General features: G+C 71.8%; 11 protein-coding genes. 4 read left to right on the top strand and 7 right to left on the bottom strand.

The genetic code is table 11. The features are described 5' to 3' along the window. Positions 1–45 precede the first annotated feature (45 nt). Positions 46–489, bottom strand: a complete 444-nt coding sequence (gene rplM / locus ACFO60_RS30640; protein ID WP_380847161.1) for a 50S ribosomal protein L13 — start codon at positions 487–489, stop codon at positions 46–48. Positions 490–866: 377 nt separating this feature from the next. On the opposite strand from rplM, the gene ACFO60_RS30645 reads away from it, so the two are divergent. The 3 genes from ACFO60_RS30645 to ACFO60_RS30655 all read left to right on the top strand — a co-directional run bounded on the left by ACFO60_RS30645 (position 867) and on the right by ACFO60_RS30655 (position 7,665). Further along, positions 867–1,604, top strand: a complete 738-nt coding sequence (locus ACFO60_RS30645; RefSeq protein WP_380847164.1) for a CAP domain-containing protein — start codon at positions 867–869, stop codon at positions 1,602–1,604. A gap of 35 nt (positions 1,605–1,639) precedes the next feature. Further along, entirely contained in the window at positions 1,640–3,190 is a 1,551-nt protein-coding gene (locus tag ACFO60_RS30650; protein WP_380847167.1) for a hypothetical protein, read from the top strand. A 3,140-nt stretch (positions 3,191–6,330) separates the two neighbouring features. Next, positions 6,331–7,665 (top strand): hypothetical protein, encoded by a 1,335-nt coding sequence (locus ACFO60_RS30655; RefSeq protein WP_380847170.1) that lies wholly within the window; start codon positions 6,331–6,333, stop codon positions 7,663–7,665. 124 nt (positions 7,666–7,789) lie between these two features. Here the strand turns inward: ACFO60_RS30655 and truA are convergent, their stop codons facing one another. After that, positions 7,790–8,743, bottom strand: a complete 954-nt coding sequence (truA, locus tag ACFO60_RS30660) for a tRNA pseudouridine(38-40) synthase TruA (RefSeq protein ID WP_380847173.1) — start codon at positions 8,741–8,743, stop codon at positions 7,790–7,792. Here truA and ACFO60_RS30665 point away from each other — a divergent pair. Beyond that, positions 8,742–9,140: a hypothetical protein gene (locus tag ACFO60_RS30665; RefSeq protein WP_380847176.1), complete on the top strand. Its 399-nt coding sequence runs from the start codon at positions 8,742–8,744 to the stop codon at positions 9,138–9,140. The two genes, truA and ACFO60_RS30665, sit on opposite strands and share 2 nt — an antisense overlap. Before the next feature lie 184 nt (positions 9,141–9,324). On the opposite strand, the gene rplQ is transcribed toward ACFO60_RS30665, so the two are convergent. From rplQ to rpsM, 5 genes are all read right to left on the bottom strand, one after another. After that, positions 9,325–9,882 (bottom strand): 50S ribosomal protein L17, encoded by a 558-nt coding sequence (gene rplQ, locus ACFO60_RS30670; RefSeq protein ID WP_380847179.1) that lies wholly within the window; start codon positions 9,880–9,882, stop codon positions 9,325–9,327. Positions 9,883–10,000: 118 nt separating this feature from the next. Then, entirely contained in the window at positions 10,001–11,017 is a 1,017-nt protein-coding gene (locus ACFO60_RS30675) for a DNA-directed RNA polymerase subunit alpha (protein ID WP_354837543.1), read from the bottom strand. Positions 11,018–11,137: 120 nt separating this feature from the next. Beyond that, on the bottom strand, positions 11,138–11,764 hold the full coding sequence (gene rpsD, locus ACFO60_RS30680; RefSeq protein ID WP_380847182.1) for a 30S ribosomal protein S4: 627 nt from the start codon (positions 11,762–11,764) through the stop codon (positions 11,138–11,140). A 20-nt stretch (positions 11,765–11,784) separates the two neighbouring features. After that, positions 11,785–12,189, bottom strand: coding sequence for a 30S ribosomal protein S11 (gene rpsK, locus ACFO60_RS30685; protein ID WP_012887860.1), 405 nt, complete (start codon positions 12,187–12,189; stop codon positions 11,785–11,787). 93 nt (positions 12,190–12,282) lie between these two features. Beyond that, complete coding sequence (rpsM, locus tag ACFO60_RS30690) at positions 12,283–12,663, bottom strand: 30S ribosomal protein S13 (RefSeq protein WP_354837548.1); 381 nt, start codon at positions 12,661–12,663, stop codon at positions 12,283–12,285. Between the last annotated feature and the right edge of the window lie 162 nt (positions 12,664–12,825).

The following is a 12,825-nucleotide window of genomic DNA, read 5'->3' on the forward strand; positions in this document are numbered from 1 at the left end:
CTCTAACTTTCGATCTCGCGTCAGCCGTCGGCCAACGGTGTGCGACTACTGGGCGACCTGGGTGATCTCGAACGGCACCGGCTGCTGCGCCAGGTGCGGGTGCTCGGAACCGGCGTACACCTTGAGCTTCTTGGCCATCTTCCGGCCGAGGGAGTTCTTGGGGAGCATGCCCTTCACGGCCTTCTCCACGGCCCGGTCCGGCCGCTTCTCCATCAGCTCGCTGTAGGAGACCGAGCGCAGACCGCCCGGGTAACCCGAGTGGCGGTACGCCTTCTTCTGCTGCAGCTTGTTGCCGGTCAGGGCCACCTTGTCGGCGTTGATGACGATGACGAAGTCGCCGGTGTCGACGTGCGGCGCGAAGATCGGCTTGTGCTTACCGCGGAGCAGCGTCGCGACCTGGGTGGCCAGCCGACCCAGCACGACGTCGGTGGCGTCGATGACGTACCACTGACGCTGTACGTCGGTGGCCTTAGGGGTGAACGTGCGCACGGTGGAAAGCCTTCTGTCGGGTTGGCGTCTCTGGCGGAGGTCATGGGCGGGCGCACGACAGCCCAGACCTTCCGTCTCCACGAGCAGGGAGATGACGCCGGACGCGCCGCGCTTCGGTCACGATGGACCGATTCGCACACAACGAATCTGCAGACTACCGCCTGTGACAGGCCCGGGTCAAAACGACGACGCCGACGCATGGACCGTCACAACGGGTCCGCGCGCTCAGTCTACTGGGTGATCGGACGAATGCCCCAACGAAAACCAGTCTCTCGCGTCTCTTCTTTAACATGAGCTGACCTCTCTATATTGGCAGCGGTATGTGTCAGCGTCCTCACCTACGGCACACCCAGCGGTTCCCCCACAGGCGGGCCCGCGTGGGTCTGCTGGCATGCCTGACACTGGCCCTGCTCGCCGGCTTCGCGGTCGTCTGGCTCGACGACGCCGACCGGCCCAGCGAGGTGTACCTCCAGAACAGCACGCCCGCGCCGTCCGTCACCCGGATGCTCGCCGCGCCGGAGCCCACCGCGACGTCCTCCGTCCGGGCGCCGCTCGGTCACGTCGCCCGCCCGTACGTCTCCCCCACGGCCGACCCACGTCCGCGCTCCACTCCGACGGTCGCCGAACGGCGCCAGGCCATCGACGGCTCGGGGGGCGAGATGCCGGCCGGCACGAGCGTCGGCGCGGCCGGAGGCCGGGACGCCGAGCAGCCGACGTCCGACGAGGCTCCCCCCGCCGCACAACTGGAAGCCGCGGCCGTCCGCCTCACCAACCGAGAGCGGACGATGCGGGGGTGCGCGCCGCTGCGCGCCGACCAGCGCCTCACCCGGTCCGCGCGCGCACACAGCCGCGACATGGCGGCGAGGGGCTATTTCGGCCACACCTCGCCCGGCGGGCTCAGCCCGTGGGACCGCATGGCCCGGGCGGGATACGGCAACAGCGCGGCCGAGAACATCGCCCGCGGCTACCAGTCCGCCGAGGAGGCCGTACGCGGCTGGATGGCCAACACCGGGCACCGCCGCAACATCCTGAACTGCCGCATCACCACCGTCGGCGTGGGGGTGGCCTACGGTTCGGGCGACACATGGTGGACACAGGACTTCGGCTATTCCTGACCTGTCATGTCGTCGTGCCGGGCTAGTCTCGGCGCATGGGTTACCCCGGGGATCGACAGCCACGCCGCCAGCCTTACCAGCCGTACGAGACACCTCGGCAGACCGGCGACCTCCAGCCCGAGACAGAGCCGCGCGAGAGCGCCCGCGAGTCGGGGTCATGGCCCGTCGCGCCCGAACCCGGCCCTGACCAGCCCTCGTGGGCCCGCGCCGACGAACGGCAGCGGCACTCGTACGGCGACCCCGCGTTCGGCGGCCCGGGCGACCCCACCTTCGGCCTCGGCCGCACGTACGGCACGCCTCGCAGCGCCGCATTCCCCGAGCAGGCCGCCTTCCCCGAACCTGAGGGCGACGTCCGGCACCTCGAGGTCCCGCGGGCACGCGGCGCGTTCACCCCTCCCAGCGAAGGCGGCTTCGGCGAGCCGCCCGCCCGCGACGGCGCATACGGCGAAGCGCGGGGCGGCGCCTTCGAGCCGCGCGAAAGCGGCCCGCTCAGCGGCCGCCAGGCACAGCCGCGTCCCTTCGAAGACCTCGGCCGCCACCCGTTCGAGCCTCCCGCGCGGCAACAGGGCGCCCCCTTCGCCACCACGCCGCCGCAGAGCGGCCCCTTCCCCTCCCCCCCGTCACAGACCGGCCCCTTCCCCACCACGCCACCGCGGACGACGGGCTCCTTCGAGAGCACGCGGGCGCAGGCCCCGACCGCGTCGTCCGAGACCGGGCGGCCGTGGAACGCGGCCGGCGAGCGGGCTCCGTACGAGAGCGGCGGGCAGACCGCCGCCGAGCGCGGCGGCGAGACCGCGGCGTCCGTGCCGCCGCCTCCCAAGAAGGACAGGAGAAGCGAGCCGGAGCCCGGGCCGCGCACCTCCCGTGCCCCGCTGTTCGTGCTCGGCGGCATCGTCGGTCTGGTCGCCGTGATCGTCGCGGGCGTCTTCGTCATGAGCCAGAGCGACACCCCGGCCGGCACTGCCGCCCCCTCGCCCGGCGGGCCGACGGCCCAGGCGCCCGTGGTGGGCCGCGTCGGCGGCGGCAAGTACGGCTTCGCGGCCTCGCGCAAGAGCGACCCGCAACCCCTCACGATCAATGAGGTGTTCGGGGACAGGAAGATCACCGTCCGCGAGCGCTCGTACCTCATGACCGTGCGACGGCTCGACAAGAAGTGCAAGGAGGCCGTGCACGGCACCGAGATGCAGAAGGTCCTGACCGCGGGCAAGTGCACGCAGTTCCTGCGGGCGAGCTTCCGCGACGCGCCGGGCAAGCTCATCGGCACGGTCGGTGTGGCCAACTTGAGCACCGCCGCCGGGGCGAAGAAGGCGGCGAAGGTCGGCACCGGCGGCGAGCTGGAGGACTACGTCAACCCGCTCCAGGGGAAGGACTCCGCGACGAAGCTGCTCGGCAGCGGCGGCGAGTCGTACGCCACCGCGTGGCCGCACGGTCACTACCTGGTGTTGATGTGGTTCCAGTACAAGGACGGGCACAAGCCGTCCAAGGCCGAGCTCAAGCGCCTCAACCGGGCGGCGATGGACATCACCGATAAGACCGTCTTCTCAGCGCTGGACACCCGAGCCCTCACCGGCGCCCGCGGCAACTGACCCCGCGCCCGCCGCGACCGACCACCCACCACGCATGATGATCGCCCCCGGGCGAGCGTGGTGATCGACCGCCGGGCGCCTGTTGCGATGGACCACCAGCGCCCGTGACGACCGAGCATCCGCGCTCTGCGCAACCAACCACTAAATCCCCCTATAGGCACAGATAACCGGACATACCACCTGTCGAGCTAGACCAGGAAACGCCCATAGCGGTATGCCGATCTCCGACTGTGGATACGCTTTCGCGTATGCGTGGCCAGGATTCCGGATCCGAGCACGAACGCGGGACCGAAAGCTCGGGGGCTCCCTCAACGCCACCCCCGAGCTTCGGGCAGGTACGCCCGCGGGTGCCAGGGACCGACCAGAGCGTGACGGACCCCGACTCGACCCTGGAGGTGAGATCCTCCGCTCTCAGAGAGGTGAGGGGCCTCGCCTCCGCCAAGGAGACGACCGCCCCGGCCTCCGGCGACGCCTTGACGGACCGCCCCTCGCTCCCCGAGCCGGCGACCGGAGTCTCCGGCACCCCTGACTCTCTCTTCGCCTCCGCACCCCTCGGCGCCCAACCCCCCACACCCGCCGCTCCCCCCGGCACCCCACCCGCCGGGACGTCCAGCACCACCCCCGCCACCCCCATCGGCACCACTCCTCTTGGGATGTCGGACACCGGCTCCGCCGACGCCACACTCCCCGGAACCATCGGCGGCCCACCCGCCACTCCCCCCAGTGCCACGCCCCCAGGGACCTTCGGCAACACACCTGCCACTCCCCCCGGCACCACAGTCCCTGGAAGCCTCGGCGACGCGCCTGCCGTGCCCTTCGGGGGCACGGCTCCTGTGGCGTCCGGTGCCTTGCCGCCCGCGGCTTCTTCAGGCCTCGCGTCGGCTCCCTCGGCAGGGGCCTCCGCTCCGCCAGGAGCAGAGCGCGGCACGGGCGGGGATCCTTGGCGGCCGGCTGATCGTTTCCCCCTCGACTACGAGTGGTTCGACCCCGACCAGCCGCCCCGGCAGAACTACCGGTCCGTCGGCGCCCACGGCACTCCGACCGCCGCCGCCGACCCCGGCGGCGTGTCCCCGAGCCCACAGCCCGGCGGACTGCCTCCGAGCCCACAGCCCGGCGCCGCCGCATTCCCGAGCCCTCAGCCTGGCATGTCCGGAAATCCCCAGTCTGGTGACACGTCCGTAAATGCCGGACCTGGTGGCGGATCCGGCAACCCCCGGCCCGGCGACATGGCCGCTCTCTCGTATCCCGCCGGCACTCCGGTCACCTCCGAGCCCGGCGGCCTGGCGGGCGGTGCACCGGCGAACGGCACGCAGACCGGGCCAGAGACATGGCAGTCACCCCCGCCGTTCGACGCGTCCGGCGCTCGCACCACCAACGTGTCCGGTGCGGGGCAGATGTGGGCCGCACCGGTGCTCCTGCCCCCGGAGGCTCCCGCCGCCGAGCCGCGCACCGCCGAGCCGCTCGCCCCGCCGAACTCCTGGTCCGTTCCTCCGGCCCCCTCGACGCCCGTCCCCCAGGACGCGCCGCCCACTCCCCAGGATCGGCCGTGGGCGCCGCCCACGCCGCAAGACGGCCCATGGACTCCCCCCGCATCACAAGACGGCCCTTGGGCTCCACCCACGCCGCAAGACGGCCCATGGACTCCCACGGCGTCGCAAAACGGCCCGTGGACTCCACCCACGCCGCAAGACAGCCCGTGGACTCCCGCGGCGTCGCAAAACGGCCCGTGGACTCCACCCGCACCGCAAGACGGCTCAGGAGGGCCACTTACGCCGCAAGACGGCTCAGGCTCGGTGAGGACACCTGCGCCTCAGGATGCTTCGTGGGCGCCTTCTCAGCCGCGTCACGGAAACTGGTCGCCCCCGGCGTCGCAGCCTCCGACGCCTCAGGACTCCCGGTACGCGCCCCCGTCGGCGCAGGACGCCCTGACCTCGCCCCGCATGCCGCAGGACGCCCCGACCGCTCGTCCCATGCCTCAGGACGCGTCCGCTCATCCGGCGCCTCAGGACGCGCCGCCTCGGCCGCAGGACGTGCACCCTCGGCCGCCGCAGGACGCGCGATCTCAGTCGCAGGGTGCGCACTCTCGGCCGCAGGATGCGCCGTTCGGCCCGCAGGACGCCTCACCGCCGCCCAGCAGCGCGCCGAAGGACGCCGGGCGCCATTCCGGTGATGGCGCGTGGCGTCCTCAGACGCCGCAGTACCCCGACATCCCGGTCTGGCCTCCGCCCCACCCGCCGGCAGGCGGGGGCGCCGAGGCGCCCGGAACGTCGCCCGCGCAAGGGCACGGCGACCGCCAAGTGCCGGGCGCGGACCGGTCCGACACGTCGCCCGAGTCCGTACCTCCGCCCCAGCCGCCGCCCGTTCCCCCGCCCGGTCCGAGACCGTCCCCCACCATCCCCGCGCCCTCGCCCCCCCCGGTGCCGACGCCGACGATCCCGGCGCCACGTCCTCCCGCGCCTGCCACCGCGCCGCCGTCCGAGCCGCCGGCGCCTCTGGCGTCCGGGTCTCCCGGTCTCCCCCCGGCGACCTCCGACACGCCGGCCTCCGCAGGCGTCACGCCGGCCTCCGCAGGCATGTCGTCGGCGCCCGAGGCCGGCGCCGGCACGTCAGCGGCGTCCGGCGTCGCGAAGCAGGATGACGTGAGGGGCATGCCTGCCATCAAGCGCTCGCAGGCCGGGCCTCCGCCGAGGGCAGCCCTGCCTCCTCCGCCTCCACCTGGCACTCCGCTCCCGCCCGCGCCGATGTCGCTCGACCCGCTGGACCGCCGGTCGCCGGGGGCGCACGCCTCCGAGGGCCCGACCACGCCAGGACGGGTGCCGGGTACGCCTTTCCCGCCGGCCCCCATGGCGAGCGGACGAGTGCCGGGTACGCCGCTCCCGCCCGCGCCCATGACGAGCGACGCGCTCCCGCTACGCCCGAGGAACGCCCTCTCGCGCGAGGCGTCCGTGGAGACGCCACAGCAGACCACCAGAACGTCCCAGCCTGGAACGTCCCAGCCCCGCGAGGGAACGTCTCAGCCCGGCGAAGGAACACGGCGTGCGGGCGAGGGAACTCGGCGAGCGGGTGCGTCCGCCGCGGGGCTGCCACCCGCTCACGCGCCGGGCACGCCGCTGCCGCCGGCGCCGCGGAGCCTCTCGCCCTTGCCCCTCCCTCCGGCCGGCGCCGCCTCGCCCGCGAAGGACGCCACGACCGGTGAGGGCGCCACGCCCACCACCTCTCACAGACGCGAGAGCAGAGGCGCCCTCGCGTCCGGCGACAAGCACGGCAAGGACGCCTCCGACCACCTCTCGTCCAGCGGCGCCGCCGGCCCGTCCACGGTCGACGGCATGGCCGCCGGCCCGTCCACGGTCGATGGCATGGCCTCCAGTCCGCCCGCTGCCAGTGGCGTGACCACCAGTCCGCCCGCTGCCGGTGGCGTGACCACCGGTCCGCCGGCTGCCGGCGGCGCCGGCGCCGGGTCGGCGAGCGGTGTCACGACGGCCTCGCCGGCTGCCGCGGCACCGGCTTCCCCAACGGGAGTCGCATCGGGTGTCACGTCGGCCCCGCCCTCCGGCGCCGCGCCGGCCACCGGCATCGCCGCCTCCGCGTCCCCCGGCGCCGGCACGGGCCTCGGGATGGGCGCGAGCTTCGGGAGCGGGGAACGTCCTACGGCGTCCGAGGTCGCGGTGGAACGTCCTCCGTTCGTCCCCCCGGGTGCCACGCCGCCCGAGCCGCCCGCCGCGACCGGACCCGCCGAGCCGGCTCCTCGTTCCGGGAAGAGGGTGGTGCTGGCAGCGGGTGTGGCCGTGGCGATCGCGGCGATCGGCACGGCGGCGTACTTCGGCTACCAGACCTACAACACGGGCGGCAAGCCGGTGACGATGCCCGACCCGTTGCCGTCGGTGGACGTACGCCTGCCCGAGGAGCCGACCGAGACCGCCTCCCCCGAGCCGAGTCCCGCGGTCACCACCGTCCTGGACTCGGCGAAGACCGACCCGAAGAAGCTCACCCTCAAGGAGGCGTTCGCGCGGCGGCGGGTGACCATCGGCGGGCGCGCCTACACCCGCGCCAAGGTGGACATCACGGCACGCTGCGACAAGGTGGCAGTGAGCACCTTCGCCACGGCGCTGAAGCGCCAGAAGTGCACCCGGGTCCTGCGGGCGACGTACGTCGACAACAAGCGCCGCTACGCGGTGACGACGGGCATCGCCGTCTTCCCCACCAAGCAGGCGGCCGTCGCGGCGGACAAGAGGAAGAACCTCGCGAAGACCGTGTGGTTCCGCGGTCTGGCGGGCGGTACGGGCACCGGGACCGACAAGGCCGACATCTCCGGCGGCTACGCCGCGGGACTGGTCTGGGGACGCTACATCGTCTTCAGTTTCGCCACCTACAGCGACGGCCACACGCCGGGCGGCCAGGAGAAGGATCTGGGCCCGGTCAGCGGCGCCTTCCGCGACTACACCGCCCGAGTGATCGAGAAGCGCGTCACCGACTGACAGCGCCCCTGGCACGCGGCGCCCGTGTCACGGTCGGCCGCCGGCGCCCCGCCACAGGGGCGTCGGCGGCGTACCCGGCCAGTGGATGTCCAGCGGAGCCACGGCGGTACGGGTGGGAACGAGCTCAGGGGCCGAGGGTGCGCAGGTGGCGGGTCTCGCCGGCGCGGCGGGCGAGTTCGTCGTCGGCGGGGTAGCGGACCTCTTCGAGGCAGAGGCCGCGCGCGGGCGCGACGTTCACCCCTGAGTCGCGCGCGCCCTTGAGCAGCACCTCGGCGGGCCAGTCGACGAGCCGCTGACCTTCGCCGACGGCGAGCAGGCCGCCGACGAGCGCGCGCACCATCGAGTGGCAGAAGGCGTCGGCGACGACGGTGGCGACGAGCAGGCCGCCGGCGTCGCGCGTCCACTCCAGGCGCTGGAGTTCACGGATGGTCGTGGCGCCGTCCCTCTTCTTGCAGAAGGCGGCGAAGTCGTGCTCGCCGAGCAGATGCACCGCGGCGGCGTTCATACGGTCCACGTCGAGGGGCCGCGGGTACCAGAGCACTTCGCGCCTGCGCAGCGGGTCGCCCCCTCCCGGGGAGTCGCAGACGCGGTAGGCGTAGCGCCGGAAGAGCGCCGAGAAACGGGCGTCAAAGCCCCCAGGCGCCTTGCTGACGGCATGAACCCGTACATCCGGGGGCAAGACTCCTGCCAGCCGCCGGGTGAGCGCAGCGAGGCGCTCAGAGACGCTCATCGAGCCGCCGGCCCCCTTCCTCCGCCCCTCGACCGCCTGGAGCGCCTCGGCGGGCAGGTCGACATGGGCGACCTGCCCGCGCGCGTGCACCCCCGCGTCGGTACGGCCGGCGACCGTCAGGGAAGGGGAGGGTTCGAGGCGCAGGATGCGGCCGAGCGCGCTCTCGAGCTCGCCTTGGACGGTCCGCCGCTCGGGCTGGCGTGCCCAGCCGGAGAACTCGGTGCCGTCATAGCCGAGGTCGAGCCGCAGGCGCAGAGTCTCCCCCGCCCCCGGCGAGACCTCCCCCGGCGAACCGGCCGGCGCGGCCTCGGGCCGGGACGGCGCCACGCCGGAGACGAGCTCCGCCATGTCCGCGCTGTCCGCGCTGTCCGGCGTGAGCGGCGTGGGCTGCCTGAGCTGCGTGGTCGAAGTGGGCTGCCTGGGCGGCGTGGCCTGCGTGAGCGGTGCCTCGCCGGATGTCGCGGTCTCGGGCCCTTCGGGCGGTGATGCGGGCACTGCGTTCCCCCTGAGTGCCGGAGTTGCCGTTGTACTGCTCGTCCTGAGCGCCGGAGTCGCCGTCGTACTGCTCGTCGCCGGTGCCGGCCGGCCTCCGGCCACGGACGGCCGAGGTGACCAGAACGTCGGAGCCACCAGCCCACGAGACCTCGCAGCCGGCGCGGCCGAGGTGGTCAGAACGTCGCGGACACGAGCCCACCAGACCAGCCCGGCCGAGGTGGTCAGGACGTCGCAGACACGGGCCCAGTAGACCAACCGGCGCGGCCGGTGAGCCGCGAAGCCGCGGAGCCGACGCGCCGTGGGCCGTGGGCCGGTTAACGCGGACGGGCCCAGCGCACCGAGGTGGTGTGCTGGGCCCGTCCATGAGCATTCGGTGGGCCGATGGCCCCCGACAGGCCCGGGGGCGGTGAGCCCCCGGGATCGCCGCTTCGAGGTCAGGCCTCGTCCTTCTTGGACTCGGGCTTCTCGTCGGCCGCCGCGGTCTCCTCGGCCGGAGCCGCGTCTGCGGGGGCCTCGTCGGCCGGGGTCTCGTCGACGGGAGCGTCGTTCTCGGGGAGCTCGACGATCTCCTCGGCCGGCGCGGCGGCGGCCGGCGCGGCGGCGGGCGCCGTACGGGTCGTCGTCACCGCGTTCAGCGGCTCCGTCACCAGCTCGATCAGCGCCATCGGGGCGTTGTCGCCCTTACGCGGGCCGAGCTTGGTGATGCGCGTGTAGCCACCGGGACGCTCGGCGAAGGTCGGCGCGATCTCGGTGAACAGGTGGTGGACGACGCCCTTGTCCTTGACCACGGTCAGGACCTGGCGGCGGTTGTGGATGTCGCCCTTCTTGGCCTTGGTGATGAGACGCTCGGCCACAGGCCGAAGGCGCTTGGCCTTGGTCTCGGTGGTGCGGATGCGGCCGTGCTGGAACAGCTGGGTGGCGAGGTTCGCCAGGATCAGCCGCTCGTGGGCCGGGCTGCCGCCGAGACGTGCGCCCTTCGCAGGCTTGGGCATGGTCGTTCTCCTTTGAGGTAACCCGCTCCGGCCGTGTCAGGTACCGGAGTCGGGCCGGGAGCCCATGTCGGACGACAGGGGCTCCCGTTGACAGAAATGCGTCGTCGGCCGGAGCCGATCAGTACTGCTCGGTCTCGACGTAACGGGCGTCGTCGTCGTCGTAGTCGCCGCCGGCGACGGCCGTCGGGTCGAATCCGGGCGGGGAGTCCTTGAGGGACAGGGTCATCTCGTGCAGCTTCTGCTTGACCTCTTCGATCGACTTGGCGCCGAAATTCCTTATATCGAGAAGGTCCTGCTCGCTGCGCGCCACGAGCTCGCCCACGGTGTGGATGCCCTCGCGCTTGAGGCAGTTGTAGGAGCGGACGGTGAGGTTCAGCTCCTCGATCGGCAGCGCCAGGTCGGCGGCGAGCGCCGCGTCCGTCGGCGACGGGCCGATGTCGATGCCCTCGGCCTCGACGTTGAGCTCGCGGGCCAGGCCGAACAGCTCGACCAGGGTCTTGCCGGCGGAGGCCACCGCGTCGCGGGGCTTCATCGACGGCTTGGTCTCGACGTCCAGGATCAGACGGTCGAAGTCGGTGCGCTGCTCGACTCGGGTGGCCTCGACCTTGTAGGTCACCTTGAGGACCGGCGAGTAGATCGAGTCGACGGGAACGCGACCGATCTCCTGGCCGGGCTGCTTGTTCTGCGCGGCGGAGACGTAGCCGCGACCGCGCTCGACGGTCAGCTCCATCTCCAGCTTGGCCTTGCCGTTCAGCGTGGCGATGTGCAGGTCGGGGTTGTGCACCTCGACACCGGCGGGCGGCGCGATGTCGGCGGCCGTGACCTCGCCGGGGCCCTGCTTGCGCAGGTACATCACCACGGGCTCGTCGTGCTCGGAGGAGACGACCAGGGCCTTGAGGTTGAGGATGATGTCGGTGACGTCTTCCTTGACCCCGGGCACGGTCGAGAACTCGTGCAGGACGCCCTCGATGCGGATGCTCGTGACGGCCGCCCCCGGGATGGAGGACAGCAGCGTGCGGCGCAGCGAGTTGCCGATGGTGTAGCCGAAGCCAGGCTCCAGCGGCTCGATGACGAACCGGGACCTGGTCTCCTCGATCGACTCTTCGAGAAGGGACGGGCGCTGTGCGATCAGCATGGGTTCTCCCCTGGTTACGCGGGGCCCGCTATTTGACCACCGCGATCGGGTTCTTCACTGCCGAAGCTGTACGGCCTCCGCGAGGAGGCCGTACAGCTCTGCGGCAGACTTGCTCGAGCCTTACTTGGAGTAGAGCTCGACGATCAACTGCTCCTGGACCTGGGTGTCGATCTGCTGACGGACCGGAAGCTGGTGCACGAGAATGCGCAGCTTGTCCGGGACGACGCCGAGCCAGGCCGGGATGGTGCGGTCGCCCGTGGTGGCGCGAGCCACCTCGTACGGCATCAGGTTGCGAGCCTTCTCGCGGACCTCGATGATGTCGTGCTCGCGGACGCGGTAGGACGGGATGTCGACCTTCTTGCCGTTGACCAGGATGTGGCCGTGGCGCACCTGCTGGCGGGCGGCGTCACGGGACACGGCCAGACCGGCGCGGAAGACGACGTTGTCGAGACGGCTCTCCAGGATCTGGAGGAGGTTCTCACCCGTCTTGCCGGACTTGCGGTTGGCTTCCTCGTAGTAATTGCGGAACTGCTTCTCGAGGATGCCGTAGATGCGGCGCGTCTTCTGCTTCTCACGAAGCTGGAGCTGGTACTCCGACTCCTTGGGACGGCCGCGGCCGTGCTCACCCGGCGGGTAAGGACGGATCTCGATGGGGCACTTGGGGGACTCACACTTGCTGCCCTTGAGGAAGAGCTTGGTCTTCTCACGGCGGCAGAGCTTGCAGTCCGCTCCGGTGTAACGAGCCATTTCTCTATTTCTCCTGGGCCTCAGACGCGGCGGCGCTTGGGCGGACGGCAGCCGTTGTGCGGAACCGGGGTCACGTCCTGGATGGACCCCACCTCCAGGCCGGTGGCCTGGAGGGACCGGATGGCGGTCTCACGACCGGACCCGGGGCCCTTCACGAAGACATCGACCTTGCGCATGCCGTGCTCCATGGCGCGGCGGGCGGCGTTCTCGGCGGCCATCTGCGCCGCGAACGGCGTGGACTTGCGGGAGCCCTTGAAGCCGACGTGGCCGGCGCTGGCCCAGGAGATCACGTTCCCGCTCGGGTCGGTGATCGAAACGATCGTGTTGTTGAACGTGCTCTTGATGTGGGCGTGCCCGTGAGCGACGTTCTTCTTTTCCTTGCGGCGCACCTTCTTCGGTGCACCCTGGCGGCTCTTCGGAGGCATGTAGCGCTATCTCCTGAGGTGGTCGGTCCTGCTGCGTGGACGGCGGCGCGGCATCGGGCCATTGGCCGGCCCGGCTCTGCGCACCGTCGCGGACTACTTCTTGCCGGGCTTCTTCTTGCCGGCCACGGTCTTCTTCTTGCCCTTGCGGGTGCGTGCGTTGGTCTGCGTGCGCTGACCATGCACGGGAAGGCCGCGGCGGTGACGGATGCCCTGGTAGCAGCCGATTTCGATCTTGCGGCGGATGTCGGCCTGAACTTCGCGGCGAAGGTCACCTTCGATCTTGAAGGTGGCCTCGATGTAGTCACGCAGTGGCACGAGCTCGGTGTCGCTGAGCTGGTGGACCCGAAGGTCACCGTTCACGCCGGTGGCGTTCAGGATCTCAAGGGCGCGGCTGCGGCCGATTCCGTAGATGTAGGTGAGAGCGATCTCCAGCCGCTTGTCGCGGGGGAGGTCGACGCCAACCAGGCGAGCCATGGTCGGGCATTCTCCTTCGATGTGGCGGAGGTCCTGCGCCCCACTACCCCTCCCCATGCCCGGGGTGAGGGCCCCGGCCTCCGACCGGGGGTCGCCCGCGCGGTTCGGCCCTGAGGCCGCCTGCGCGGGTGTGGTGCGCGATTACGTTGTTTCCCGGCGAGG

Origin of the sequence: Sphaerisporangium dianthi (assembly GCF_042654065.1) — a bacterium.
Taxonomy (GTDB): domain Bacteria; phylum Actinomycetota; class Actinomycetes; order Streptosporangiales; family Streptosporangiaceae; genus Sphaerisporangium; species Sphaerisporangium dianthi.